This window comes from Rathayibacter sp. AY1F6, from assembly GCF_002932035.1.
Classification (GTDB): Bacteria; Actinomycetota; Actinomycetes; order Actinomycetales; family Microbacteriaceae; genus Rathayibacter.
The window spans coordinates 1-26,890 of the sequence record NZ_PSVD01000031.1 but is presented as its reverse complement, the minus strand read 5'-3'; the positions used below and the strand labels follow the sequence as shown (position 1 = coordinate 26,890).

The window sequence follows — 26,890 nt, the reverse complement described above, 5'->3', positions numbered from 1 at the left end:
ACAGTGGACGGGCCGGCCGGGAGCTGGGGGTGGGTCGCGGCCTGAGGCGGGCGGGCCTCGATACGCCGCTGCGCGGCTCCTCGACCAGCAGGTCTGGCGCCATCCCCGCGGCTAGGCTGACCCCCGCAAGCAGAGGAGACCGCGGATGCCCGACCACGCGACGCGCGGCAACAACCTCGACCGCGTCAGGCGGCACAACCTCTCGGCGATCCTCCGCCTCGTGCACCGCGGCGGCCCCCGCTCCCGCTCGCAGCTGACCCGCCTGACCGGCCTCAACCGCTCCACGATCGCGGCGCTGGTCGGCGAGCTGGTGGAGCTCGGCATCGTGCGCGAGCGCGAGCCCGCCACGCCGAACCAGGTCGGCCGGCCGAGCCCCGTCGTCGAGGCCGATCCCGGAGTCGTCGCGCTCGCCGTGAACCCCGAGATCGACGCCGTCACGGTCGCCGTGGTCGGCGTCGACGCCGTCGTCCGCCGCCGCATCCGCCGCTCCGCCTCCGTCCCCACCGCCGAGGCCGCCGCCCGTCTGGCGGCCGAGGCGGTCGCCGAGCTGCTCGCCGAGCTGCCCGAGGAGACGCGGACCGTCGGCATCGGCGTCGCCGTGCCCGGCCTCGTCCGCGACGCCGACGGCCTCGTCCGGGTCGGCCCGCACCTCGGCTGGGACGACGAGCCCTTCTCCCGCATGCTCGCGGACGCGACCGGCCTGCCCGTCCTCTCGGCGAACGACGCCAACCTCGGTGCGCTCGCCGAGAGCGTCCTCGGCGCCGGCCGCGACGTCTCGCACCTCGTCTACCTCAACGGCGGCGCGAGCGGAGTGGGCGCCGGCGTCATCGTCGGCGGCGCGCCTCTGCACGGCATCGACGGCTACGCGGGGGAGATCGGCCACACCCTCGTCAACAGCGCGGGCATCGACTGCCACTGCGGCGCCGTCGGCTGCCTCGAGACCGAGGTCGGCCGCGCCGAGCTGCTCACCGTGCTCGGCCTCGACGAGAGCGAGCGGCTGGAGGAGGCGCTCGCCGCCTCCGAGGACCCGGCCGTCCGCGCCGAGGTCGAGCGCCAGCTCGGGCACCTCGCGGTCGCCCTGCGCAACGTGATCAACGTGTTCAACCCGCAGCTCGTGGTGCTGGGCGGCTTCCTCGGGGCGCTGATCGGAGTCGCGCCGGGGTTCCTGGAGGAGCGCCTGGGCCGCGGCGGCCCCTTCCGGGTCGCGCTCGACTCCGTGCGCATCGTGCGGACCGAGCTCGGCGCCGATCTGCTCATGCTGGGCGCCGCCGAGCTCGCCTTCGAGCGCCTGCTCGCCGACCCGCTCGGCACTCCGCTCCACCCGGTCTGACCCGACGGCGGGCCGAGGGGTGGCGCCGCTGTCCGACGCATGATCGAATTGATTCGACCGAGCGGCGTGGAGCCGACGAGGTCCGCTCCCGCGCCGAGGACGACACCGGCCGCACCCCTCCCTCCCACCCCGCTGCGCCCTGCGCAGGAAGGCACTCCGTGTCCACTCCCGCCTCGACTCCGACCGGCTCTCTCCCCGTGCACCGCCACCCGGGCGACGCCCTGACGGCCCGCCAGCGCCTCGTCTACGTGATCGTCCTCGGCTCGCTGACCGCCCTCGGGCCGTTCACGATCGACCTCTACCTGCCGGCGTTCCCCGCGCTGCAGAGCGAGCTGAACGTGTCGGAGGCGGCGGTCCAGCTGACCCTCACCGGCACGACCCTCGGCTTCGCGCTCGGCCAGCTGGTCGTGGGCCCCTGGAGCGACGCGGTCGGCCGGCGCCTGCCGATCCTCCTGGCCACCTCGCTGCACGTGCTGGCCTGCGTCGGCGCGGCGCTCGCCCCCGAGATCGTCACCCTCGGCGTCTTCCGCTTCCTGATGGGGGCCGGCGCGGCGGCGGGCGGCGTGGTCGCGATGGCGATGGTCCGCGACCTCTTCGGCGGACGCCCGCTGGTGCGGATGCTGTCCCGGCTCGCCCTGGTGTCGGGCCTCGCGCCCGTGCTCGCGCCGGTCATCGGCTCGCAGCTGCTGCTGATCATGGACTGGCGCGGGATCTTCGTCTTCCTCGCCGCCTACGGCGTGCTGGTCGTCGCGGCCGTCGGCCTGCTCGTCGTCGAGACCCGGCCCCGCGCCGCCCGACACGAGCGCGAGCACCGCTCGCTCGTACAGCGCTACCGGGCCGTCCTCAGCGACCGCGTGTTCCTCGGAGTGGCGGTGATCGGGGGCATGACCTTCGCCGGCCTGTTCACCTACCTCTCCAGCTCCTCGTTCCTGTTCCAGGGCCTCTACGGATTCGACGCGCAGCAGTACGGGCTGCTCTTCGCCGTGAACTCGCTCGGGGTCGTCCTCGGCGTGCAGGCGTCCTCCTACCTCAGCCGGAGGATCGGGCCGCAGTGGATCCTCGCGATCACGACGCTGACGCTGTTCACCTCCGCCGGCCTGATCGCCCTCTTCGACGTGCTCGGGCTGGGGCTCTGGGGCACGCTCGTCCCGCTCTGGTTCTTCATCGCGTCCTGCGGCTTCAGCTTCCCGTGCGTGCAGGTCCTCGGCCTGGTCAACCACGGCCGGGAGGCGGGGACGGCCGCGTCGCTGCTCGGAGCGGTCAACTTCGGCACCGCCGGACTGCTGTCGCCGATCTCGGGGGTCTTCGGCGCCGGCTCGGCCGTGCCGATGGCCGTGGTGATGATGGCGACGGCGACCGTGTCGATCCTGGCGCTCTGGCTGATCGTCCGGCCGAGGAGCGTCCCGGCGCTGCAGGACTGAGCGCTCGGCTCCGGGTCCCGGCGGTCCGGCACGCCCCGCTCCTGCGGCTCCTCGCGGGCGTTCGGGCCCTCGCTGGATCCGCTCCCGAGCGCCGCTGCTACAGTCCCCTCCCATGTCCTCCCGCGACTCCTCCGCCCTGCTCGCCGAGCTCTCCGACCCCGACCGCGACGTCCGCCTCCGTGCGGCGATGACCCTGGGCGAGCTCGCCGAGCCCGCCACCGCCGAGCCCCTCGCCGCGCACCTGTGGGAGGAGCCGGACTTCTTCGTCCGCGACGTGCTCACCTGGTCGCTCGGCCGCCTCGGCTCCGCCGCCGTCCCCGTCGCCCGCGAGGCGCTCGGCCGCGAGCCCCGGGTGCGCACGCAGGCGCTGCACGTGCTCAGCAAGATCCTCGACCCGGCGACGCTCGACGACATCGCCCCGCTGGCCGCCGACTCCGAGCCCGCCGTCGCCGCGAAGGCCCGCTTCGCGCTGGGCCGCCTCGGCGACGAGCGCGCGCTGCCGGTCCTGCTCGGCCTGCTCGGCGACGACGACGCGGAGGCGCAGAACGTGCTCACCGACGTCCTCGCCTCCTTCGGCGCCGCGGCCGTCCCCGGTCTGGAGCAGGCCCTCCGCGAGGGGTCCGTGCCGGTCCGGCGTCACGCCGCTGCCGCACTCGGCTACCTGGGCGACGACGCGCGTCCTGCCGTCGACGCGCTGGACGGGGCCGCCGGCAGCGACGACTCCGCGCTCGCGGTCTCGGCCGCGATGGCGCTCGGCTCGATCACCGGTCCCGACGCGGCCGCCGCCCTCGAGCGGGCCTCCGCCTCGGACGACTCCCGCGTGAGCGCCGTCGCCGCGCGGCTCCTCGCCCGCTCCTCCGAGCCGACCCGGCTCGACGCCCTCCGCGCCGCCCGCCTGGCCCGCGCGGCCGGCTGAGCCGCGCCGCGAGACCCCCGCGGGGGAAGGCCGGGCATCCGCACGGCCGGTCGGACCGTGCCACGAACCCGGCGCACGGACGCCGGGCTTCCGAACCGTCGGCCGAGCCGCCCCGCAACCCCCAGCGGGGGAACGCCGTGTGACGGCATCATGTCCGGATGGATCACCGCGACGACCGCCTGTCGACCGAGCCCGGAATCGCGCGCCCCGACGCCGTCCAGCGTGCGCGGATGCGCGAGCAGGTGCCGTCCGACGACGTCGCCGCCCGGCTGCTGACGAAGGAGGCGGCCCACCGGGTCTCCCGCCGCTGGCCGCTGATCTCCGCGTCGCTCGCGATCCTGCTCACGGTGCTCCTCGCCGTGCTGATCGCCTTCCGCCCCACCTCGGCCTTCCGCTTCGACGTGGAGTGGATGGACGAGATCGTCGAGCACCGCTCGCCGGTCTGGGACATCCCGGCCCTCGTCATGAACACGGTCGGAGCGGGGCTCGTCGGCACGACGCTCATCCCGCTCGGCATCGTCGCCGTGCTGCTGGTGTTCCGCAGGCGGTGGGCCGCGCTCTACTACGCGATCGCCGCGCTGGTCAGCGTGGGCGCCACTCAGCTCGTCAAGGAGCTGGTGGGACGCGCCCGCCCGGCCGACATGCTCGTCACCAGCGACTACGGCTCCTTCCCGTCCGGCCACACCGCCAACGCGGCGACGACGGCGATGGTGCTGGCCCTGGTGTTCCCGCTGCTGTGGGTCTGGATCGCGGGCTTCCTGTACACCGTGGCGATGATGGCGAGCCGCACCTACCTCGGCGCCCACTGGCTGAGCGACACCGTCGGCGGCCTGCTGCTCGGGATCGGCGTGGCGCTCGTGGTCTGGGCCCCGCTCGCCGGCCGCCTGCGCACCGAGGCCGAGCTCCCGCACCCGCCGATCTGGATCCGCCGCACCACCTGACCGGCGCAGTTCTCTTCGCGCGAGGGCTTCGAGACCCTCAGTATCGGCGCCCGAGGAGCGCGGAGGCTCGCCGATCAGCCGAAGGCGGCGAGGGAGTCGAGCTCGTTGAAGGTGTAGACGTGCAGGCCCGCGAGGCGGTCGCCCGCCGCCGCTTCCAGGCGCGCGACGAACGCGGACGGGTCGAAGCGGCGTCCGCGGAGGAGCCCGCCGGCCACCGAGGTGCTCCGCTTCAGGAAGCCGAGCGAGGAGCCCACTCCGATCCGCGCGCCCAGCGTCAGCAGCCGCGAGCGCTCGACCGGCCCCGGCACCCCCGCCCACAGATCGGCCGTGATCCCTGTCTCGCGGAGCCGATCGGCGTAGCGGACCACCGCGTCGACGTCGAAGCACATCTGCGTGACGATCGAGCGGATGAACGGAGCGCGCTCGCGCAGGTGCCGCTCGATGCTCTCGTCGGAGAGGTGCGGGTGGCCCTCGGGGTAGCCTGCGATGTCCAGGGCCAGCCCGGTTGAGATCTCCCGGGCGTCGCGGATGAGCTCGAGGCTCGTGGAGTAGGTGCCGGCCGCCGAGGACGCGTCGCCCGAGATCACGAACGCCTCGTCGATCCCCGCCTCGCCCATCCGCCCGAGGACCCGCTCGAGTGCGGCGCGGCCCTCGACGTTCCGCGCCGCCAGGTGGGGCACCACGCGGAACCCGCGCCCGGCCAGCGCGACCGCGCAGTCCACGGTCCGCCCGGTCCCGTGCTTCGGCAGGCTGGTCACGGTCAGCGTCACCGCGGAGGGGTCCGGGAACGCCCGTGCGGCGCGCTCGCCGATGTCGTCGGCCGGGATGATCTCGAAGCGCGCGCGGGTCATCGGCCCAGCCTGCCACGCGGAGCCGGAGCGGCGCGGGTGGTGGCCGAGGCCGCACGAGTGTCGGAGGGGCGCCCTAGCCTGGAGCCGATCGCCGCCCGGTGGTCGCGGAAGGAGTCGCTTGTATCTGGAGTCCGGTCGCGTGGTCACGAGCCCCACCGACCTGTCGAACTGGGCGGCCTGCGAGTGGGCCGTCCTCCGCCGGTTCGACGCCCTGCTGGGCCGCGCGCCGCGCCTCGAGGCCGAGAGGGACGGGATGCTCGAGCGCACCGCGGTACTCGGCGACGAGCACGAGCACCGCTTCCTCGCCGAGCTGAAGCGCACGCACGAGGTGCTCGAGTTCGAGCGCCCCGAGCCCGCCGGCTACCCCGCGGCGGCCGAGGCGGCCGTCGAGGCGATGCGCGCCGGGGTCGACGTGCTCTACCAGGCCACCTTCTTCGACGGCGAGTTCCTGGGCTTCTCGGACTTCCTCCTCCGCACCGCCGACGGCGCCTACGAGGTCTACGACACCAAGCTCGCCCGGCACGCGAAGATCCCGGCGCTGCTGCAGCTCGCCGCCTACGCCGAGCAGATGCAGGCGCGCGGCATCCGCGTGGGGGAGCAGGTGCACCTCGTGCTCGGCGACGGCTCCGTCACCAGCCACGAGCTGGCCGTCGTCGCCCCGGTCCAGCGGGTGCAGCGCGCCCGGCTCCGCGCCGTGCTCGACGAGCGCCTCGCCGCCGACGAGCCGCTGGAGTGGGGCGATCTGCGCTACCCCTCCTGCGGACGCTGCTCCGTCTGCGCGCCCGAGGTCCAGGCGCACCGCGATCCGATCCTCGTCGCCGGGATGCGGCTCGACCAGCGGGCGAAGCTGACAGCGGCCGGCGTGCTCACCATCGACGCGCTCGCCGAGCACGACGGCCCCGTCCCCGGGCTGGGCGCGGGCACGCTCGAGGGCCTGCGCGCCCAGGCGCGGCTGCAGCTGCGATCGGAGTCCTCGCCGGTGCCGGCCGTCGAGGTGATCGACGCCTCCGTGCTCGCCGGGCTGCCCGCCCCCGATCCGGGGGACCTCTTCTTCGACTTCGAGGGCGACCCTCTCTACACCGAGGACAACCGCGAGTGGGGCCTCGACTACCTCTTCGGCATGGTCGACGACCAGGAGCGCTTCACCGCGCTCTGGGCGCACGACCTCGCGGCCGAGCGCCGGGCGCTCCTCGACTTCCTCGCGCTCCTGCAGGCGCGCCGGGTCGAGCACCCCCGGATGCACGTCTACCACTACGCCTCCTACGAGCGCAGCCACCTGCTCTCGCTCGCGCTCCGCCACGGGGTCGGCGAGGAGGAGGTCGACGCGCTCCTGCGCGACGGCGTCCTGGTCGACCTGTACCCGGTGGTGCGGCGGGCGCTCCGCGTGGGCTCGCGCAGCTACTCGCTCAAGAAGCTGGAGCCGCTCTACATGGGCGAGGAGGAGCGGGACGCGTCCGGCGTCACGAACGCCGCCGACAGCATCGAGATGTACGTGGAGGCGCGCGCCGCACAGAGGGTCGATCCTGTCGAGGGGCAGCGCGGGCTCGACCTCGTCGCCGAGTACAACGCCTACGACTGCCGCTCCACGCTCCGCCTGCGCGACTGGCTCCTGGAGCTCGCTCCGCCGCGCGAGGAGCTGCCGCCGCTGCTCGAGGTCGAGATCCCCGTGCCCCGCGAGCCGCACCCGGTCGCGGTCGCACTGCTGGCGCAGGTCGAGGGGATCGAGCCGCGCGAGCGCACGGCCGACCAGACCGCGCTCGCCCTCGCCGGCGCGGCGATCGACTACCACCGCCGCGAGGCCAAGACCTTCTGGCAGGAGCACTTCGACCGCCTCCGGCAGCCGCTGGACGAGTGGGCGGACACCCGCGACGTCGTGATGATCGACCGGGTCGAGGTCGTCCGCGACTGGGCGAAGCTCCCGCGCGCCCGCACGCAGTCGCGCGAGCTGCGGATCCTCGGCCGGCTCGCTCCCGGCAGCCGGCTCGGCACCGGCTCATCGCCGTACCTGGTCTACGAGGCCCCGGCGCCCCCTGGTGCACCCTCGCCCGGTCCCGGTCTGCGCGGCGCCTCCGAGCGCTCCGAGATCCTCGCGGTCGACGACGACGGGGAGCGGATCGTCCTGCTCCTCAAGGAGGGCCTGAAGGCGGGGGAGGATCCGCACGACGACGCTCCGGTCGCCCTCGCCCCCGCGCCGCCGCCGCGCGCCGCGCCCCAGCCCGAGGCGATCGCGGAGTGGGGCGGCGAGGTCCTCGACGCGCTGCCCGCGATGCTGGCCGACCCGGCGCTCGACGTCCTCCGCCGCGTGCCGCCGGGAGCCGTCGCTCCTGTGCAGGGCGACGACGTGATCGGCGCGGTCGTCACCACTCTGCTCGGACTCGACCGGGCGACCCTCGCCGTGCAGGGTCCGCCCGGCACCGGCAAGACCTACGTCGGCTCCCACGTGATCGCACGGCTGGTGAACGAGCACGGCTGGCGCATCGGCGTGGTCGGCCAGTCGCACTCGGTGGTCGAGAACGTGCTGAGCGCCGTCGTCGGCCGCGGCGTCGATCCCTCCCGCGTGGCGAAGGTGCCCAAGAACGGCACATCGCCCGAGGCGCTCGAGGCGGCGCCCTGGGCGCCGGTGAAGAACGCGGCGGCACTCACCGCCGTCCTCGAGGAGGGCGGCGGCTGCGTCATCGGCGGCACCGCCTGGACCTTCGCGAACCCGGTCACCGTGCCGCGCCGCTCGCTCGACCTCCTGGTGGTCGACGAGGCCGGGCAGTTCTCGCTCGCCCCGACGATCGCGTCGGCCGTCTCCGCCCAGCGCCTGCTCCTGCTCGGCGACCCGCAGCAGCTGCCCCAGGTGAGCCAGGGCGCGCACCCGGAGCCGGTCGACGAGTCGGCGCTCGGCTGGCTCGCCGACGGGCACGACGTCCTCCCGCCGGAGTACGGCTACTTCCTCGCGCAGACCCACCGGATGCACCCGGCGCTCTCCGACGCCGTCTCCGAGCTGTCCTACGAGGGCGCGCTGCGGTCGCGGGCGCCGCAGGTGCGCCACCTCGAGGGGGTCGAGCCGGGCGTGCACTCCGTCCCGGTCGAGCACGCGGGCGACACCACCTCCTCGCCGGACGAGGCGAGGCGCGTCGTCGAGATCGCCCTCTCCCTCGTCGGCCGCGCCTGGACCGACGAGCACGGCGAGCGGACGCTGACCGCGGCCGACGTCATCGTCGTCGCGCCCTACAACGCCCAGGGCGGGCTCCTCCGCACCGCCCTCGACGCCGCGGGCCTCGAGGAGACCCCGGTCGGCACGGTCGACCTCTTCCAGGGCAGGGAGGCGGTGGTCGCCATCGTGTCGCTCGCCGCGTCCTCCGGGGCCGACGTCCCGCGCGGGATGGAGTTCCTCCTCCTGCCCAACCGCCTGAACGTCGCGGTCTCGCGCGCGAAGTGGGCGGCGTACCTGGTGCATTCGCCGGCGCTCGCCGCCTCGCTCCCGACCTCGCTGACCGGCCTCGGGCACCTCTCCGGCTTCCTCCGCCTGCTCGAGCGGGGGGAGCGGGCCGCCCTGTGACGGATCCGGTGGCCGGAAGGCGCGCTCCGCTCCGATTCCGTCGGTGCTCGGCATGGTGGACGACGCGATCCGTCGCTACGGTGTCCCCATGAGAATCCTCCTGGTCGGCGCCGGCGGCGTCGGCGACGCCTTCGCGAAGATCGCCGCGCGCCGCTCCTTCTTCGAGCAGATCATCGTCTGCGACTACGACCTCGCCCGGGCCGAGCGCACGGTCGCGTGGATCGCGGAGCGGCACGGTGCCGACGACCGCTTCGTCGCCGCGCGGATCGACGCCTCCGACGCCGAGAACGTCGAGACCGTCGCCCGCGCGCACGGGGCGACCCACGTGATGAACGCTGTCGAGCCGCGCTTCGTCCCGACGATCTTCGCCGGAGCGCTCGCCGCCGAGGCCGACTACCTCGACATGGCGATGAGCCTCTCGCTCCCGCACCCCGAGCGGCCCCACGAGCTGACGGGGCTCAAGCTCGGCGACGAGCAGTTCGCCGCGGCGGAGGAGTGGTCCTCCCGCGGCCGCCTCGCCCTGGTGGGCATGGGCGTGGAGCCGGGACTCTCCGACGTCTTCGCCCGCTACGCCTCCGACCACCTCTTCGACGAGATCGACGAGCTCGGAGTGCGCGACGGCGCGAACCTCGTCGTGCACGACGCGGACGGCCGCGAGATCTTCGCTCCGTCCTTCTCCATCTGGACCACGATCGAGGAGTGCTTGAACCCGCCGGTGGTGTTCGAGCGCGACCGCGGCTGGTACACCACCGCCCCCTTCTCGGAGCCGGAGGTGTTCGAGTTCCCCGAGGGCATCGGCCCGGTCGAGTGCGTGAACGTCGAGCACGAGGAGGTGCTGCTGATGCCGCGCTGGCTCGACGCGAAGAAGGTCACCTTCAAGTACGGCCTCGGCGAGCAGTTCATCGGCGTCCTGCGCACCCTCCACCTCCTCGGCCTCGACAGCACCGAGCCCCTGCGGGTCCGCTCGGCCGGCGGTCCCGTCGAGGTCTCGCCGCGCGACGTCGTCGCCGCCGCCCTGCCCGACCCCGCCGGCATCGGCCCGCGGATGACCGGCAGGACCTGCGCCGGCCTCTTCGTCTCGGGCACGAAGGACGGCGCCCGCCGCGAGGTGTACCTCTACCACGTGAGCGACAACGAGTGGACGATGGCCGAGTACGGCACCCAGTGCGTGGTCTGGCAGACGGCGCTCAACCCGGTGGTCGCGCTCGAGCTCCTCGCGACCGGCGTGTGGACCGGCGCCGGAGTGCTCGGGCCGGAGGCGTTCAGCGCCGACCCGTTCCTCGAGCTGATGGCCCGCCCCGAGGCCGACGGCGGGTACGGACAGTCCTGGCACGTCCGCGAGGACTGACCGGCGCCGCCGACCTAGGCTGAGCCCATGAGTGACGACGACGGGCTCGCCTCGGCGAGGGACGAGGCGCGCGCGGCCCTGGAGGCCGCCCGCCGACTGCAGGCGGAGGCCGCCGAGGCCCTGGCGCGAGCGGAGGCGGCGGCCGCGGCGCTGAACGCGGCGGCCGGCCCGGAGGAGGCGGAGGCCGTCGCGGACGACGTGCGGCTGGTGGCGGCGTCGGGGAGCGGAGCGGAGCAGTCCGCTGCTCCCGTTGCTCCGGACGCCGTCGCTCCGGACGCCGTCGCTTCCGGTCCGATCGCTCCGGATGCAGATGCTCCGCCCACCCCCTCGGCGCCCGCCCCGGCCCCCGGTCCGCTCCCCGAGAGCGCCGTCGACGCCGTGCGCGCCGGGTACGCGTTCACCGGCCCGGCCCTCGAGCTCGGCGCCCTCGTCAACGGCGACGCGCGGATCGACGTGCCCGTCCGCATCCCGCTCGGCATGCTCAACCGGCACGGCCTCGTCGTCGGCGCGACCGGCACCGGCAAGACGAAGACGCTGCAGGTCCTCGCCGAGCAGCTCTCGGCCCACGGCGTCCCCGTCTTCGCCGCGGACATCAAGGGCGACCTCTCCGGCCTCGCCACTCCGGGCACCGCGACCGACGCGCTGCTCGCCCGCACCCGCGGCATCGGCCAGGACTGGCGGGCGGAGGCGGCCCCCGCCGAGTACTTCGCGCTCGGCGGCATCGGCACCGGTGTCCCCGTCCGCGCCACCGTGACGGGATTCGGCGCGCTGCTGCTCGCGAAGGTGCTCGGCCTCAACCACACGCAGGAGTCGAGCCTCGGCCTCGTCTTCCACTACGCCGAGAGCGCCGGTCTCCCGCTCGTCGACCTGTCCGACCTCCGCGCCGTGCTCACCTACCTCGTCGGCGACGAGGGCAAGGCGGAGCTCGCCGAGCTCGGCGGGCTGTCCAAGGCGACCGCCGGCGTGATCCTCCGCGAGCTGATCGCGTTCGCCGACCAGGGCGCCGACGTGTTCTTCGGCGAGCCCGAGATCGACACGGCCGAGTTCCTCCGCCTCGCCGCCGACGGGCGCGGCGTCGTCAGCCTCCTCGAGGTCCCCGGAGTCGCCGACCGGCCGGCTCTGTTCTCCACCTTCCTGATGTGGCTCCTCGCCGACCTCTTCAACGACCTGCCGGAGGTCGGCGACCTCGACAAGCCGAAGCTCGTCTTCTTCTTCGACGAGGCGCACCTGCTCTTCCGCGACGCGTCGAAGGACTTCCTCGCCGCGATCACCCAGACCGTGCGCCTCATCCGCTCCAAGGGCGTCGGCATCGTCTTCGTCACGCAGACCCCGAAGGACGTGCCCGGTGACGTCCTCGCCCAGCTCGGCTCCCGCGTGCAGCACCAGCTCCGCGCGCACACGCCGGACGACGCCAAGGCCCTCCGCGCCACCGTCTCGACCTACCCCGAGAGCGACTACGACCTCGGCGAGGTCCTCCAGGCGCTCCCCATCGGCGAGGCGATCGTGACGGTCATGAACGAGCGCGGCGCCCCGACCCCGGTCGCCTGGACGCGTCTCCGCGCCCCGCTCGGCTCGATGGAGCCCACTTCCGAGGCCGACCGCGAGGCGAGCGTCCAGAGGTCCCCGCTCCTCGCGCGCTACGGCACGCCCCTCGACCGCGACTCCGCCCGCGAGATCCTCACCCGCCGGCTCGACGCCGCCGCCGACGCCGAGGAGGCCCGCGCCGCCGCCGAGCAGCAGGCCGCCGACGACGCCCGCCGCGCGAAGGAGGACGCGCGTCGCGCCAAGGAGGAGACCGCGGACGCCGCCCGCCGCGCGAAGGAGCGGGCCGCCGCCGAGCGCGCCGCCGACCAGGCCGCCGAGCGCTCCCGACGGCGCACGGCACCGACCTCCCGCGGGACCCGCACCACCCGCCGCGACAAGACGGTCGTCGAGGAGGTGCTGGGCTCGAGCGCCGGCAGGACGCTGCTGCGCGAGGTGGTCCGCGGGATCTTCGGGACCGCCCGACGGCGCTGACGCGACCCGGGCCGCTCGGGGAGACAGGCGCTAACGGAAGCGTGTTAGCGTCGGTAGCATGAGTGAGAGCGGGACGACGCGGGAGCGGATCCTCCGAGCGACGGTCGAGCTGCTGGCGGACGGCGGGCGGGACGCAGTGTCGACGCGGGCGATCAGCGCGGCGGCGGGGGTGCAGGCACCCACGATCTACCGGACGTTCGGCGACCTGCGCGGGCTGCTCGACTCGGCCGCGGCAGCCGGATTCGCCACGGCTCTCACCGACTTCGAGCGGAGCGAGGCGCCGGCCGACCCGGTCGACGCGCTCCGTGCCGCCTGGGATCACCACGTCGCCTTCGGACTCGCCGAACCGCACCTCTACGCGCTGATGTTCACCGCGCGGCCGGGGGAGGAGTCGGAGGCGGCGCGCCTGTCCCGCGGCGTCCTCCTCGACGCGGTCCGGGCCGTCGCCGAAGCCGGCCGCCTCACCGTCGACGTCGAGCGTGCCTCCCGCCTGCTCCAGTCGGCCGCGCTCGGCTGCACCCTCACGCTGACCGCCCTCGCCGACCCCGACGACGAGCTCTCGTCCCGCTCGCGCGAGTCCGTCCTCGCGGCGATCACCACGGCGGAGGCGGGCCCCACCGATCCCGCCGCCCGTGCGGTCGTCGCGCACGCCGTCGCCCTGCGGACGGCGCTGCCGCAGATCGAGCCCCTCAGCGCGGGGGAGCGGCTCCTGCTCGACGAATGGCTCGAGCGCATCGCCGACTGACGGTCGGCGTCGCCGGAGGGTCCGTATCGCCGCCCTGTCGTCCGCGGTGTCGTATTACGGATGGCGACGGGCACGACCCGGGACCGGCACCTACGGTCGGACCATGTCGCGATCCATAGCCGAACTCTTCTTCCGCCCCGTCTGCGCCGCCTGCTCGGCCCCGCTCGTCGCCCGCCGTGGCGCGTTCTGCTCCGACTCCTGCGCGCGGACGAATCACCTCTACGGCTGATCCCGCACGCCCGGCGCGCGCCGGACGATCGGCGGCCCCTGCTCGGCGCGACGTCGTCGTGCACCGGCGGCGCGAACCCGGCGATGCGTGAGTGGGCCGCTCCGATCGACGCCTTCACCGGTCGACCGGGCTCCGACGATCGGCCGCGCCGGTTAAACAAAACGGTGCCCGTGCTGGCGAGAGCAACGGACACCGTTCGCGGAGGATGGGGGATTCGAACCCCCGAGGGCTTTCACCCAACACGCTTTCCAAGCGTGCGCCATAGGCCACTAGGCGAATCCTCCTGGCACGACCTGAGCCGCGACTCATCGATACTAGCCGGTGTCGGAGGCTCCCGCTGACCACGACCCCGACACGCCCCGCTCTCCTCGGCCGCCGTCGTCGGTTAGACTGTCACCCGGCTCCCCGCGTGGCGCCATCCAGGCCAACTCCCCCAGGGCGGAAACGCAGCAAGGGTAACCGGGCTCTGGCGGGTGCGCGGGGGGTCTTCTTCCGTTAACCGGCCCGCCTGCTCCGCCGATGGACCGCCGCACAGCCGCTACGAGGCCCTACCGACTGCGGACGCTCCTCCACAGCCGCGCGCCATGCACGCCCTCCCATCCCTGGCCTCTACTCAGCCAGGCGGAGGGACCCCCTCGGTAGGCTGGATCCGATGGTTCAGAGCATCTACATCTCGTCCGCCGAAGGTCATTCGGGCAAGTCCACGGTCGCCCTCGGCGTCCTCGATGCGCTCAGCAGCCAGGTGCAACGGGTCGGCGTCTTCCGCCCGATCGCCCGCTCCACCTCCGAGCCGGACTACGTGCTCGAGATGCTGCTCGGCCACTCCGACTCGGGCCTCGCCTACGAGGACTGCATCGGCGTCACCTACGAGGACGTCCACGCCGACGGCGAGGCGGCGCTCTCGCGGATCGTCGAGCGGTACAAGGGCGTCGAGGCCCGGTGCGACGCCGTCGTCATCCTCGGCTCCGACTACACGGACGTCGGCAGCCCCACCGAGCTCGGCTACAACGCCCGCATCGCCGCCAACCTCGGTGCCCCGGTCCTGCTCGTCCTCACCGGCCGGGACTCGTCCCGCAGCGAGCAGCTGGGCCAGGCTCCCGCGCGCACGCCGGAGGAGATGCGCCAGATCACGGAGCTCGCCTCGGTCGAGCTGCGCACGGCCCACGCGAGCCTCATCGGAGTGATCGCGAACCGCGCCGATCCCGACACCGCCGCCGACGCCGTCGCCGCGATCCGCGAGAGCATCCCCGCCACCGTCCCGGTCTGGGCGATCCGCGAGGATCCGTTCCTCGTCGCTCCGAGCCTGTCCCGCCTGGTCGAGGCGGTCGACGGCGTCGTCGTCGCGGGCGATCCGGAGCTGCTCGGCCGCGAGGCGCTCGGCGTGGTGATCGCCGGCATGTCGATGGTGAACGTCCTGCCGCGGCTCACCGAGGGCGGCGTCGTGATCGTCCCCGGCGACCGGCCCGAGGTCGTCCTCGCCGTGATCATGGCGTACGCCTCCGGCACGTTCCCCACGGTCACCGGCATCATCCTCAACGGCGGCTTCGAGCTGCCGGAGCCGATCGTCCGGCTGATCGAGGGCGTCGACAGCCGCGTGCCGATCGTGATGACCGAGCTCGGCACCTACGACACCGCCGTCCGCGTCACCGCGGCCCGCGGCCGCCTGGCGGCCGACTCCCCGCGCAAGCGCGACACCTCCCTCGCCCTCTTCCAGGAGGCGGTCGACGCGGTCGAGCTGCTCACCCTCCTCGACGTCGGCCGGTCCGAGGTCGTCACGCCGCTGATGTTCGAGTACGGGCTGATCGAGCGCGCGCGCATCGCCGACCGCCACATCGTCCTGCCCGAGGGCGGCGACGACCGGATCCTCCGTGCCGCCGCGACCGTGCTCAAGCGCGGCATCGCCCGGCTCACGATCCTCGGCGAGGAGGCCGAGATCCGCGCCCGTGCGGCGGGCCTCGGCCTCGACCTCGACGGCGCGCGCGTGCTGAGCACCCTCGACCCCGAGCACCGCGCGCGCTTCGCCGAGGAGTACGCCCGCATCCGCGCGCACAAGGGCATCACCTACGACCACGCCTACGACACCGTCACGGACGTCTCCTACTTCGGCACGATGATGGTGCAGCTCGGCCTGGCCGACGGGATGGTCTCGGGAGCCGCGCACACGACCGCGCACACCATCCGCCCCGGCTTCGAGATCATCAAGACGAGCCCGGGCGTCTCCGTCGTCTCGAGCGTGTTCCTGATGGCGCTCGCCGACCGCGTGCTGGTCTACGGCGACTGCGCGGTGAACCCCGACCCCACCGAGGCGCAGCTCGCCGACATCGCGATCTCGTCCGCCGAGACCGCCCAGCAGTTCGGGATCGACCCCCGCATCGCGATGCTCTCCTACTCCACCGGCGAGAGCGGAGCCGGCGCCGACGTCGAGAAGGTCCGCGCGGCGACGGCTCTGGTGCGCGAGCGCCGGCCCGACCTGCTCGTCGAGGGCCCGATCCAGTACGACGCGGCGGCCGACGCGGCGGTCGCGGCCTCGAAGATGCCCGGCTCCCAGGTCGCCGGGCGCGCGACGGTGTTCATCTTCCCCGACCTCAACACGGGCAACAACACCTACAAGGCCGTGCAGCGCTCGGCCGGCGCCGTCGCCATCGGACCGGTCCTCCAGGGTCTGCGCAAGCCGGTCAACGACCTCTCGCGCGGCGCGCTCGTGCAGGACATCGTCAACACCGTCGCGATCACGGCCATCCAGGCCGCCACCCAGGCCATCGTCCCGCCCACCGCCGCCATCCCCGTGGTGCGCTAGCGGCGACCCCGCCGCCGCCCCTCCCGACCCCGATCACCCCAGGAGTCCCCTCATGTCCGTCGTCCTCGTCGTCAACAGCGGATCGTCGTCGTTCAAGTACCAGCTCATCGAGATGACCACCGAGGAGACGCTCGCCAGCGGCCTCGTCGAGCGGATCGGCGAGGACACCGGCCGCACGAAGCACACCCGCGACGGGGAGTCGTTCGAGATCGAGGGGCCGATCCCCGACCACACCGCCGGCTTCGACGCGATGATCCGCGCGTTCGGCGAGCACGGCCCGAGCCTCGACGAGTTCCCTCCCGTCGCCGTGGGTCACCGCGTCGTGCACGGCGGCAAGCGCTTCTTCGAGCCCACCGTGGTCACCGACCTGGTCAAGATCAACATCGAGGACCTCGCCGACCTCGCCCCGCTGCACAACCCCGCCAACCTCGAGGGCATCGGGGCGGCGCAGAAGGCCTTCCCGGACGTCCCGCACGTCGCCGTCTTCGACACCGCCTTCCACCACACGATCCCGGCCGAGGCGTCGACCTACGCGCTGCCCGCCGAGCTCGCCGAGAAGCACCGCGTCCGCCGCTACGGCTTCCACGGCACCTCGCACAAGTTTGTCTCGGAGGCCGCCGCCGCCTACCTCGGCCGCCGCCGCTCCGACCTGAAGACGATCGTCCTGCACCTGGGCAACGGAGCGTCCGCCTGCGCCGTCGACGGCGGCGTCTCCGTCGAGACCTCGATGGGCATGACCCCGCTCGAGGGCCTGGTGATGGGCACCCGCTCCGGCGACCTCGACCCGGCCGTCGTCTTCCACCTCGCCCGCAAGGCGGGCCTCTCGATCGACGAGCTCGACACCCTCCTCAACCGCCGAAGCGGCCTCCTCGGCCTCACGGGTCGCGGCGACATGCGCGACGTCCAGGAGGCGGCCGAGGCCGGCGACGAGCGGGCCCGCGCCGGACTCGAGGTCTACTACCACCGCCTCCGCCACTACATCGGCGCCTTCTACGCCCAGCTGGGCCGCGTCGACGCCGTGGTGTTCACGGCCGGAGTCGGCGAGAACGTCGCCGCCGTCCGCGCCGGCGCCCTCCGCGGCCTCGAGGGCCTGGGCATCGAGCTCGACCCCGAGCGCAACACGTCCTCCGACCGCGGCGCCCGCCGCATCTCCACCGACGACTCCCGCGTCGCCGTCCTCGTCATCCCCACGAACGAGGAGCTGGAGATCGCCCGGCAGTCCTTATCGGTCGTGTAGCGGCGGAGCCGCGACACGACTCGCGGCCGGCTTCCAGGGGTGGTGGCTCCCGTGGAGCGGGTCCTGTCGGGCTGTCCTGAATCGCTCGCACGCGATTCCGGGTCGCGGCCCTCTTCCGAATACTCGGGCCCTGCTGCTGGTCGAGTAGCCGCGGGACGCGGCGTATCGAGTCCCACCGAGCGCGAGGGAGGAGATCTCGATGCGGCCGCTGTGCGGGCTGCTCCATCGGCAGGAGCCGGCTGAGGAGCCCCGGCTCAGGGCAGCAGGCGCGCGTCGCCCGCGTAGAGGTTGAAGCCGGAGCCGCGGCTGAAGCCGATCAGGGTGAGGCCGGAGTCGCGAGCCAGGTCCACCGCCAGCGACGACGGGGCACCGACCGCGGCGAGCAGGGGGATGCCGGCCATCACGGCCTTCTGCACCAGCTCGAACGAGGCGCGCCCCGACACCTGCAGCAGCGTCCCCCGCAACGGCAGCCGCCCCTCCCGGAGCCCCCAGCCGACCACCTTGTCCACGGCGTTGTGCCGCCCGACGTCCTCCCGGAGCACCAGCAGCGAGCCGTCCGCGTCGAACAGCCCGGCCGCGTGGACGCCGCCCGTCCGCTCGAACACCGCCTGCGCCTCGCGGAGCCGATCGGGGAGCGAGACCAGCAGCTCCCGCTCGACCCGCAGGTCGTCCTCCGCGACGCTCCACGCCGAGTCGGTGGCGACCGCCTCGAGTGACGCGAGCCCGCACACTCCGCACGAGCTCGTCGTGTACACCGACCGCTCGCGCTCGAGCAGCACGGCCTCCCGCCCGCCGCGAACGCTCGCGTCGACCACGTTGTACGTGTTCTCGCCCGGCCCGGAGCCGCTCGCGCAGTAGCGCATCGCCGCCAGCTGCTCCGACTCTGTGAGCACCCCCTCGGACACCAGGAATCCCGCGACCAGGTCGAAGTCGTCGCCGGGCGTGCGCATGGTCACGCTGAAGCGCCGTCCGCCGACGCGGATCTCGAGCGGCTCCTCGACGGCCAGGACGTCCTCGCGACGGCGGGGCGGATCGTCGGCGCGGACGGCGGTCAGGCGGGTGCGGGCGACACTGCGGCTCATGGGTCTCCTCAGGCGGTGGAGGTCATCCTCCCACCGGGAACCGGGAGCGATGCCGGGGTGCGGACGTACGATGCAGGAATGGTCGATGACGCCGAGCCCCGCGAGAGTCCGATCGACGAGAGCCGCCTCTCCGTCCGGTCGCCGAAGAGACGCGCCGTCGGGATCCCCGGCGTCGCCCACGCCCTCGAGATCTCGCTCAAGCAGATGGGCCCGGTGCGCAGCGCCGAGACGCTCCTGCGGGTGAACCAGAAGACCGGATTCGACTGCCCGGGCTGCGCCTGGCCGGAGGGCGACAAGCGCCACGTCGCCGAGTTCTGCGAGAACGGAGCGAAGGCGGTCGCCGAGGAGGCCACGCTCCGCACCGTCACATCGGCCTTCTTCGCCGCGCACCCCGTCGCGGAGCTGGAGGAGTGGGACGACTTCGCGCTCGGTCAGCAGGGCCGGCTCACGGAGCCGATGCTGCTCGAGGAGGGCGCGACGCACTACCGGCCCGTGGGCTGGGACGAGGCGCTCGACCTCGTGGCCGAGGAGCTGCGCGCCTGCGCGAGCCCCGACGAGGCGATCTTCTACACGTCCGGCCGGACCTCGAACGAATCGGCCTTCGTCTACCAGCTGATGGTCCGCGGCTTCGGCACGAACAACCTGCCCGACTGCTCGAACATGTGCCACGAGTCCAGCGGCTCCGCCCTCACCGAGACGATCGGGATCGGCAAGGGCTCGGTGAGCCTGCGCGACGTGGAGCGGGCACCGCTGATCATCGTCGCCGGCCAGAACCCCGGCACGAACCACCCGCGGATGCTGACCGCGCTGGAGCGCGCCAAGCGCGCCGGCGGCACCATCGTGGCCGTGAATCCGCTGCCGGAGGCGGGGCTGCTCCGCTTCCAGAACCCGCAGACCGTCCGCGGCACCCTGGGCGACGGCACGGCCCTCGCCGACCACTTCCTCCAGGTCCGGCTGGGCGGCGACCAGGCCCTGTTCCAGGGTCTGGGCAAGGCGCTGCTCGAGGCGGAGGAGGCGCGCGGCGACGTCTTCGACCACGCCTTCATCCGCGAGAGCACCGGCGGCCTCTCCGAGTACCTCCACGGGCTGCGAGAGGTCCAGTGGGACGAGATCGAGCGGGCGAGCGGGATCGACGAGACGCGCATCCGCACCGTCGCCGAGCTGATCGCGGCGTCCGAGGGCACCGTCGTCTGCTGGGCGATGGGCCTCACGCAGCACGCGCACTCGGTCGCGACGCTCAAGGACGTCGTCAACGTGCTCCTGCTCACCGGCAACATCGGCAAGCCCGGCGCGGGCGTCTGCCCGGTGCGCGGCCACTCGAACGTGCAGGGCGACCGCACGATGGGCATCTTCGAGCGGATGCCGGACTCCTTCCACGACGCGCTCGATCGCGAGTTCTCCTTCTCCTCCCCCCGCGTGCACGGGACGGACACGGTCGCCGCGATCCGGGCGATGCGCGACGGGAAGGCCCGCGTGTTCATGGGGCTCGGCGGCAACTTCGCCCGCGCGACGCCCGACAGCGGAGTGACGGAGGCGGCGATGCGCTCGCTCGCCCTCACCGTGCACGTCTCGACCAAGCTCAACCGCTCGCACGTGGTCACCGGCCGGCGCGCGCTGATCCTGCCCACCCTCGGCCGCACCGACTCCGACGTGCAGCGCTCGGGCGAGCAGCGGGTCACGGTCGAGGACTCGATGAGCGCCGTGCACGCCTCCCGGGGCCGCCTGCGCCCGCCGAGCCCGGGCCTGCGCTCGGAGGTGGCGATCCTCACGGGGATCGCGGAGCGGCTGCTCGAGGGCCGCGAGAACGTCCCGCGGGTCGACTGGGCGGGACTGCGCGACGACTACCGCCGCATCCGCTCGCACATCGCCAACGTCGTCCCCGGCTTCGACGGGTTCGAGGCCCGGATCGACGTGCCCGGCGGCTTCGTCCTCCCGCACCCGCCGCGCGACTCGCGCCGCTTCGACACCCCCTCCGGTCTGGCCCGCTTCACCGCGAATCCGCTCGAGTACCCGCGGGTTCCGGAGGGCAGGCTGCTGCTGCAGACGCTGCGCTCGCACGACCAGTTCAACACCACGATCTACGGCAAGGACGACCGCTACCGAGGGATCCACGACGGCCGCCGGGTGGTGTTCGTCCACGCCGACGACGTCGCCGAGCTGGGCTTCGCGGACGGCGCGATGGTCGACCTGGTCTCGGAGTGGCCCGACGGCGTCGAGCGGCGGGCGGAGGCGTTCCGCGTCGTGGCGTACGACACGCCCCGCGGCTGCGCGGCCGCCTACTACCCCGAGACGAACGTCCTCGTGCCGCTGGACTCGACCGCGAAGATCAGCAACACGCCGACCTCGAAGTCGGTCGTGATCCGCCTCGAACCGGCGGCGTAGGCCTCACCAGGGCAGCGGCAGCAGGCGCACGGAGTCGCCTGCTGCCGCTCCCGGTGCGGGCACGACGGCCACGGCCTCCGAGGCGGCGAGACCGGTGAGCATGTGCGAGCGGATGCCGGCGGAGGCCCGCCAGCCGTCCTCGCCGGAGGAGACGGGCACGAGCACCGTGGTCCCCGCGCGCCCGAGCGGCTCGGCGAGGACGCCCCGGCCGAGGGGCGGGGCAGCGGCGCCGGACGCCGCGTCGAGGGCCGGCGGCAGGAAGGAGACCGCCGCGAGCAGGGCGGCGAGCGGGTTGCCCGGCAGCGCGATCACCAGCGTCCCTCCCGGCAGCAGCGCAGCCATGGTCGGGTGGCCGGGGCGCATTCCGACGCCGTCGACGAGGACGCGCGCGCCCACCGCATCGAGGGCGCGACGGACCGCGTCCACCCGGGAGCGCCCGGTCCCGCCCGTCGTGAGGAGGATCGGCGCCGTGCCCGCCAGCAGCGTCCGTGCGATCGCCTCCTCGTCGTCGCCGCGGCGCACGATCTCTCCCACGGCTCCGCCCGAGAGCTCGACCAGCGCGGGCAGCAGCGGCGTGAACGCGTCGCGCACCCGTCCGGCGGGCGGCATCCCCTCGGTGTCGACCTCGTCCCCCGTGAGGAGCAGGTCGACCGCGGCGGGCGGGCGGACGTCGAGCGCGTCGATCCCGGCGACCGCGAGCAGGGCGAGGTGCGCGGGAGTGAGGCGGGTCCGGGCATCGACCAGCACGGCTCCGCGGGCGGCCTCGTCGCCCGCGCGTCGGACGTGGCGGCCGGGCGGGAGGGGCGCCCGCGCCGTGAGCAGGTCGTCGCGGATCGCGCCCTGCTCGGACGGCAGCACCGCGTCGCTCCAGTCGGGCACGGCGGCTCCGGTGACGATCGGCGCGGCGGTGCCGTCCTCGAGCGGCCAGGGCCCGGGTCCGCGCACGGCCCAGCCGTCCATGGCAGAGGAGTCGTAGTGGGGGAGCGGCCGGGCGGCGGTGACGGCGCGGTCGAGGACGGCTCCGCGGGCGTCGAGGAGGGGGACTGTCGAGACGCCGGAGCGCGCCACCGCTTCGCCGACGATCCGCCTGGCCTCGTCCCAGTCGGTCGCCTCGTGCCCGTGCGCGCTCATCCCGTCCATTCTCCCGGGGCTCGGGGCGGGCCCTGGGCAGGACCCGCCCCGTCGGTCATCCCAGGTAGCCGTTCGGGTTCAGCACGAACTTCTTCGCGGCGCCCTTGTCGAAGTCGGCGTAGCCGCGGGGAGCGTCGTCCAGGCTGATCGCGGTGGCCTGGACCGCGTCGGCGATGTGGACCCGGTCGTGCAGGATCGCCATCATCAGCTGCCGGTTGTACTTCATGACCGGGCACTGGCCCGTGGTGAAGGACAGCGACTTCGCCCAGCCGAGCCCGAGGCGGATCGACAGCGAGCCCTCCTGGGCCGCCTCGTCGACTCCGCCCGGGTCGCCCGTGACGTAGAGGCCCGGGATGCCGAGGGCGCCGCCCGCCGCGGTGATCGACATCAGCGAGTTCAGCACCGTCGCCGGCGCCTCCTTCCCCGAGTCGGCGCCGTTGCCGTGCGCCTCGAAGCCGACGGCGTCCACTCCGCAGTCGACCTCGGGCACGCCGAGGATCTGCTCGATCTGGCCGGCCGGATCGCCCTTCGAGACGTCGACCGTCTCGCAGCCGAAGGAGCGCGCCTGCGCCAGACGCTCCTCGTTGAGGTCCGCGACGATCACGACGGCCGCTCCGAGCAGCTGCGCTCCGACCGCCGCGGCGAGTCCGACCGGTCCCGCTCCTGCGACGTAGACCGTGGAGCCGACGCCGACCCCGGCGGTCACCGCGCCGTGGAAGCCCGTCGGGAAGATGTCCGAGAGCATCGTCAGATCGAGGATCTTCTCGAGCGCCTGATCGCGGTCCGGGAACACCAGGAGGTTCCAGTCGGCGTAGGGGACCATCACGTACTCGGCCTGCCCGCCGACCCAGCCGCCCATGTCGACGTAGCCGTACGCGCTGCCCGGGCGGTCCGGATTCACGTTGAGGCAGATGCCGGTCTTGCGCTCCTTGCAGTTGCGGCAGCGGCCGCAGGCGATGTTGAACGGCACGGACACGATGTCGCCGACCTTGACGAACTCGACGTCGGGGCCGACCTCCACGACCTCGCCGGTGATCTCGTGGCCGAGCACGAGGTCCGACGGAGCGGTGGTGCGGCCGCGGACCATGTGCTGGTCCGAGCCGCAGATGTTGGTGGAGACGGTGCGGAGGATGGCGCCGTGCGGCAGCTTCCGCCCGATGTTCGCCGGATTGACGCCGGGTCCGTCCTTCAGCTCGAAGGTGGGGTAGTCGATGTCGATGACCTCGACGACTCCGGGGGACTTGTAGGCGACGGCTCTGTTGCCTGACATGCGGGGCTCCTTCAGATGGACGACCGCGGCGCAGTCGGCCGCGGGAGTCCTGCGCCGCTCTCGGTCCGAGCCGCGGCACCGGGACTCGGGGGAACCGTACGGCGTCGGCCTGGTGCCGGATCGAGGCCGGTGGAGTAGCGTCTCAGGAGGCGTGCGGACGCTCGTCCACCGCCCGGTGCGAGGCCGTGAGCGCCGCGTCGAGCGCGTCCCGGCCGCCCCCGGCCAGGCCCGCCGCGTAGCCCGCGAGGAACGTGGTCAGCGGAGCCGCCGGCCGGACCACTCCGTGCGCCGCGCGACCGGCGAGGGCGAGCAGGGCGTCCGGGTCCACCGGGACCTCGCCGAGGCCGAGCGCGGAGCACAGCTCGGCCCACCAGCCGGCGAGCACCTCCTCCGTGGGGCGGGCGCCGTCGGAGGCGGAGGGGCGGGGGCCGGTCGTGTCGTCCATCCGCTCAGTCTGCGCCGCGCGGGCCCGGCAGGTCGATCCCGTGCCGGAGCGCGTCGGCGGGCGCGTCGACGTCGTCGGTCGTCCCTCCGGGCACCGTCACGAGCCGTGGGGGAAGGTCCCGGAGGAGGGCGCGCACCGAGGCGCCGTCGGGATCGCCGAGCGCGGTGAGCGCTTCGACGAGGGCCGCTCGCCGGTGCACGCCGAGGAGCTGCTGGGCTCGGCCGCTCGCGTCGACGGCCAGGAGGGAGGCCTCGACGGCGTTCGACGCGACCTCGAGCAGAGTGTGCACGGCGGGAGCGGGGGCGACGAGATCGGCGGCGAGCACGACGACCCAGTCCGGAGCGCCCGGGCGGTCGAGCAGGGGCAGCGCGGCGGCCAGGCCCGCGACCGGGCCGCCGAACGGCGGATCCTCCTGGACGAGCTCGGCGCCGTCGACAGCCGGTGCGAGCGACGACGGTCCGGCCACGATCCTCCGCTCGGCTCCGCGCACGGCTGCGAGGGCGGTGCCGAGGAGCGTCGACTCGCGGTGCCGGAGGAGCGGCTTGACCGCGCCGCCGAGGCGGGAAGCGCGTCCGCCGGCGAGCACGACCGCGTCGAAGCGGGGGAGCGGAGGCGGCGGGAGCACGGGACCGAGGCTACGCGCGCTCCGGTCTCCGCCGTCCCGGCTCCGGTGTCGGAGGTCGCGGCTACTCTTGTCGGGTGGTAGCAGCCCTGTATCGCCGGTACCGGCCCGAGACGTTCGCCGAGATGATCGGCCAGTCCCAGGTGACGGATCCGCTCATGACGGCGCTCCGCACCAACCGCGTCAACCACGCCTACCTCTTCAGCGGCCCCCGCGGCTGCGGCAAGACCACCTCGGCGCGCATCCTCGCCCGCTGCCTCAACTGCGCGACGGGCCCGACCGACACCCCCTGCGGCGTCTGCGACAGCTGCGTCGAGCTCAGCCGCGAGGGCCAGGGCTCGCTCGACGTGGTCGAGATCGACGCGGCGAGCCACAACGGAGTCGACGACGCGCGCGATCTGCGCGAGCGCGCCATCTTCGCCCCGGCGCGCGACCGCTTCAAGATCTTCATCCTCGACGAGGCGCACATGGTCACGCCGCAGGGCTTCAACGCGCTGCTCAAGATCGTGGAGGAGCCGCCGGAGCACGTGAAGTTCATCTTCGCGACCACGGAGCCGGACAAGGTCATCGGCACGATCCGCTCGCGCACGCACCACTACCCGTTCCGGCTCGTCCCGCCGGCGCAGATGCTCGACTACACGCAGGAGCTCTGCGAGCGCGAGGGCGTGCACGTGGCGGCCGGCGTGCTGCCGCTCGTGGTCCGCGCGGGCGGCGGGTCCGTCCGCGACACGCTCTCCCTGCTCGACCAGCTGATGGCCGGCTCCGAGGCCGAGACCGTCGAGTACGAGCGGGCCGTCGCCCTCCTCGGCTACACCCACGGCGCCCTGCTCGACGAGGTGGTCGACGCGCTCGCCGAGCACGACTCCGCCGAGGCGTTCGGAGCGGTCGACCGCGTCATCCAGACGGGGCAGGACCCGCGCCGCTTCGTCGAGGACCTGCTCGAGAGGCTCCGCGACCTGATCGTCGTCGCGGCGACCGGGGGAGCGGCCTCGGCCGTCCTCCGCGGCGTCTCGCAGGACGAGCTCGACCGCATGGCCGGCCAGTCGCGCGCGCTCGGCCTGGCCGAGCTCTCGCGCATCGCCGACGTGGTCAACGAGGCCCTCACCGAGATGACCGGTGCGACCTCGCCGCGCCTGCACCTCGAGCTGATGATCGCCCGCACCCTGGTGCACGGCACCGGCGCCGGCATCGCGCCCGCTGCGGCCCAGGAGGAGCGCCCGCGGCACGTGGCCCCTCCGCGCGAGACCGCGGCGCCCGCCCCGCGGTCGTCCGAGGCGTCGCGCGCGTCCGAGCCGTCCCGTGCGCCCGAGCCCCACCACGCCTCGCACGCCGCCGCTCCCGGCTCGGTGCCCGAGTCCATCGCGGCCGCTCCGCGCACCGAGGCGCCGGTGACGGCGTCCGCACCGGTCGCTGCGCCGCCGGTGAAGGGGCCCGACGAGACGGCGGCCGCGCCGGAGGCGGACGAGTCCGCGCCGGCCGAGTCAGGACGCCCCCGCGCGACGACCGCCGCGGCGGCTCGTCCGGAGCCGGACGAGCAGGAGCCGTCGGATCAGGCCGCTGCGTCCCCTGAGGCGGCCCCAGCCTCGGCGCCCGCTGCCTCCGCACCCGCTGCGGCCGCGGGCGACGCACCCGCCGACGGCGCGGTCACCCTCCAGCGGATGAAGGACACCTGGCCCGAGATCCTCGAGGTCGTGCAGAAGGCGAAGATGACCGCCTGGCTGGTGGCCTACACCGCCCAGGTGCGCGCCCTCAAGGACGACGTGCTGACCCTCTCGTTCCCGAGCCAGAACGACGTCGAGTCGTTCAAGATGCCGGGAACCGCCGGGCAGCCCGGAGTCAGCGAGTACCTGCGTCAGGCGATCCAGCAGGTCCTCGGCCTGCGGGTGAAGTACATCGCCCGCGTCGAGCCTCGCGCCGCCGCCCCGGAGGCCGAACGCGCCGCCGTCGAGGCGACCGCCGCGCCCGCCCCGGCTGCGCCGATCCCGGTCGCGACCGGCTCCGACGGCTGGGCCACGGTGGCGATCCCCGCCGATCCGACCCCTGCGGCCGAGGCGGCTGCTCCCTCCGCTCCGGTGGAGGCCCCCGCCGCGGCCGCCGAGCCGGTGCGCGCCGCTTTCGTTGCCGCCGCTGAAACCGCTCCCGCCGGCGACGAGCCCCCGTTCGACGAGGAGCCGCCGGAGGAGGACATGCCGCCGGTCGAGCCGCCGATGCCCGACTCCTGGGCGACCGTCGCACCTCCCGGCGAGCCCGCCGCCGCGCCCGAGCCCGCCGCCCCGCCGCGGCCCGCCCCGGTCGCCGAGCGTCCGGCTCCCGCCGCGCGCCCGGTCACCCGCACGACCCGCTCGGCGACCGCCGACGGCCGTCAGCGCTACGGTGAGGCGGTCGTCCGCGAGATCCTCGGCGCCCAGTTCATCGAGGAGCAGCCCCACACGCCGCGCGGCCCCCGCGTGACCGGCGCGTGAGACCCCGCCGCCCCTCCGCCGCCTCCTCCGCCACGTTCCCGCAGATGTCGCAGAAGTGCACACGGCCGCGCAGCTCGAGCAGGATCTCGGCGAGCCGGGTGACGTCGAACGTCTCGGT

General features: G+C 74.0%; 19 protein-coding genes, 1 tRNA gene and 1 other RNA gene. 14 read left to right on the top strand and 7 right to left on the bottom strand.

The genetic code is table 11. The features are described from left to right. Positions 1 to 145: 145 nt before the first annotated feature. The 4 genes from C5C44_RS15810 (at position 146) to C5C44_RS15795 (ending at position 4,608) form a co-directional block, all read left to right on the top strand. Positions 146 to 1,330, top strand: coding sequence for an ROK family transcriptional regulator (locus C5C44_RS15810; protein ID WP_104227455.1), 1,185 nt, complete (start codon positions 146 to 148; stop codon positions 1,328 to 1,330). A gap of 158 nt (positions 1,331 to 1,488) precedes the next feature. Next, entirely contained in the window at positions 1,489 to 2,751 is a 1,263-nt protein-coding gene (locus tag C5C44_RS15805; RefSeq protein ID WP_104234525.1) for a multidrug effflux MFS transporter, read from the top strand. 112 nt (positions 2,752 to 2,863) lie between these two features. After that, the gene (locus C5C44_RS15800; protein ID WP_104225136.1) at positions 2,864 to 3,667 is read left to right on the top strand and encodes a HEAT repeat domain-containing protein; all 804 of its coding nucleotides are present in this window, start codon (positions 2,864 to 2,866) and stop codon (positions 3,665 to 3,667) included. Positions 3,668 to 3,825: 158 nt separating this feature from the next. Continuing rightward, positions 3,826 to 4,608: a phosphatase PAP2 family protein gene (locus tag C5C44_RS15795; protein WP_244229597.1), complete on the top strand. Its 783-nt coding sequence runs from the start codon at positions 3,826 to 3,828 to the stop codon at positions 4,606 to 4,608. Between the two features lie 74 nt (positions 4,609 to 4,682). Here C5C44_RS15795 and C5C44_RS15790 read toward each other — a convergent pair whose 3' ends face one another. Continuing rightward, the gene (locus C5C44_RS15790) at positions 4,683 to 5,459 is read right to left on the bottom strand and encodes a methylenetetrahydrofolate reductase (RefSeq protein WP_104336180.1); all 777 of its coding nucleotides are present in this window, start codon (positions 5,457 to 5,459) and stop codon (positions 4,683 to 4,685) included. 118 nt (positions 5,460 to 5,577) lie between these two features. Between C5C44_RS15790 and C5C44_RS15785 the strand changes: the two genes are divergently transcribed. From C5C44_RS15785 to C5C44_RS17425, 5 genes are all read left to right on the top strand, one after another. Continuing rightward, positions 5,578 to 9,006 carry a bifunctional RecB family nuclease/DEAD/DEAH box helicase gene (locus C5C44_RS15785; protein WP_104336179.1) on the top strand — a complete coding sequence of 1,143 codons (3,429 nt, stop codon included), beginning with the start codon at positions 5,578 to 5,580 and terminating at the stop codon, positions 9,004 to 9,006. An 88-nt stretch (positions 9,007 to 9,094) separates the two neighbouring features. Beyond that, positions 9,095 to 10,354, top strand: coding sequence for a saccharopine dehydrogenase family protein (locus C5C44_RS15780; protein ID WP_104251121.1), 1,260 nt, complete (start codon positions 9,095 to 9,097; stop codon positions 10,352 to 10,354). Positions 10,355 to 10,381: 27 nt separating this feature from the next. Then, a complete protein-coding gene (locus tag C5C44_RS15775; protein WP_104336178.1) occupies positions 10,382 to 12,370 on the top strand; it encodes a helicase HerA-like domain-containing protein in 1,989 nt (662 codons plus the stop codon). Between the two features lie 58 nt (positions 12,371 to 12,428). Beyond that, complete coding sequence (locus C5C44_RS15770; RefSeq protein ID WP_104336177.1) at positions 12,429 to 13,115, top strand: TetR/AcrR family transcriptional regulator; 687 nt, start codon at positions 12,429 to 12,431, stop codon at positions 13,113 to 13,115. Positions 13,116 to 13,218: 103 nt separating this feature from the next. Then, positions 13,219 to 13,344 carry a hypothetical protein gene (locus C5C44_RS17425; protein WP_258060618.1) on the top strand — a complete coding sequence of 42 codons (126 nt, stop codon included), beginning with the start codon at positions 13,219 to 13,221 and terminating at the stop codon, positions 13,342 to 13,344. A gap of 199 nt (positions 13,345 to 13,543) precedes the next feature. Here the strand turns inward: C5C44_RS17425 and C5C44_RS15765 are convergent. Then, positions 13,544 to 13,628, bottom strand: a tRNA-Ser gene (locus C5C44_RS15765). A 112-nt stretch (positions 13,629 to 13,740) separates the two neighbouring features. Here C5C44_RS15765 and ffs point away from each other — a divergent pair. The 3 genes from ffs (at position 13,741) to C5C44_RS15750 (ending at position 17,378) form a co-directional block, all read left to right on the top strand. Further along, an RNA gene (gene ffs, locus C5C44_RS15760) (signal recognition particle sRNA small type) lies at positions 13,741 to 13,837 on the top strand. A gap of 159 nt (positions 13,838 to 13,996) precedes the next feature. After that, positions 13,997 to 16,141, top strand: a complete 2,145-nt coding sequence (gene pta / locus C5C44_RS15755) for a phosphate acetyltransferase (protein ID WP_104227473.1) — start codon at positions 13,997 to 13,999, stop codon at positions 16,139 to 16,141. Positions 16,142 to 16,193: 52 nt separating this feature from the next. Beyond that, positions 16,194 to 17,378 (top strand): acetate/propionate family kinase, encoded by a 1,185-nt coding sequence (locus tag C5C44_RS15750; RefSeq protein WP_104336176.1) that lies wholly within the window; start codon positions 16,194 to 16,196, stop codon positions 17,376 to 17,378. Between the two features lie 254 nt (positions 17,379 to 17,632). Here the strand turns inward: C5C44_RS15750 and fdhD are convergent, their stop codons facing one another. Continuing rightward, the gene (gene fdhD / locus C5C44_RS15745) at positions 17,633 to 18,460 is read right to left on the bottom strand and encodes a formate dehydrogenase accessory sulfurtransferase FdhD (RefSeq protein WP_104225120.1); all 828 of its coding nucleotides are present in this window, start codon (positions 18,458 to 18,460) and stop codon (positions 17,633 to 17,635) included. A 78-nt stretch (positions 18,461 to 18,538) separates the two neighbouring features. Here fdhD and C5C44_RS15740 point away from each other — a divergent pair, with 78 nt between their 5' ends. Beyond that, complete coding sequence (locus tag C5C44_RS15740; protein ID WP_104336175.1) at positions 18,539 to 20,842, top strand: FdhF/YdeP family oxidoreductase; 2,304 nt, start codon at positions 18,539 to 18,541, stop codon at positions 20,840 to 20,842. Positions 20,843 to 20,845: 3 nt separating this feature from the next. On the opposite strand, the gene C5C44_RS15735 is transcribed toward C5C44_RS15740, so the two are convergent. From C5C44_RS15735 to C5C44_RS15720, 4 genes are all read right to left on the bottom strand, one after another. Further along, complete coding sequence (locus C5C44_RS15735; RefSeq protein WP_181132879.1) at positions 20,846 to 21,973, bottom strand: molybdopterin molybdotransferase MoeA; 1,128 nt, start codon at positions 21,971 to 21,973, stop codon at positions 20,846 to 20,848. Between the two features lie 55 nt (positions 21,974 to 22,028). Further along, positions 22,029 to 23,243 carry a formaldehyde dehydrogenase, glutathione-independent gene (gene fdhA, locus C5C44_RS15730; RefSeq protein ID WP_104225123.1) on the bottom strand — a complete coding sequence of 405 codons (1,215 nt, stop codon included), beginning with the start codon at positions 23,241 to 23,243 and terminating at the stop codon, positions 22,029 to 22,031. A gap of 142 nt (positions 23,244 to 23,385) precedes the next feature. Continuing rightward, positions 23,386 to 23,688 carry a DUF6457 domain-containing protein gene (locus C5C44_RS15725; RefSeq protein WP_219814208.1) on the bottom strand — a complete coding sequence of 101 codons (303 nt, stop codon included), beginning with the start codon at positions 23,686 to 23,688 and terminating at the stop codon, positions 23,386 to 23,388. Positions 23,689 to 23,692: 4 nt separating this feature from the next. Beyond that, complete coding sequence (locus C5C44_RS15720) at positions 23,693 to 24,313, bottom strand: molybdenum cofactor guanylyltransferase (protein WP_258060617.1); 621 nt, start codon at positions 24,311 to 24,313, stop codon at positions 23,693 to 23,695. A 74-nt stretch (positions 24,314 to 24,387) separates the two neighbouring features. On the opposite strand from C5C44_RS15720, the gene C5C44_RS15715 reads away from it, so the two are divergent. Next, the gene (locus tag C5C44_RS15715; protein WP_104336173.1) at positions 24,388 to 26,772 is read left to right on the top strand and encodes a DNA polymerase III subunit gamma and tau; all 2,385 of its coding nucleotides are present in this window, start codon (positions 24,388 to 24,390) and stop codon (positions 26,770 to 26,772) included. Positions 26,773 to 26,890: the final 118 nt, after the last annotated feature.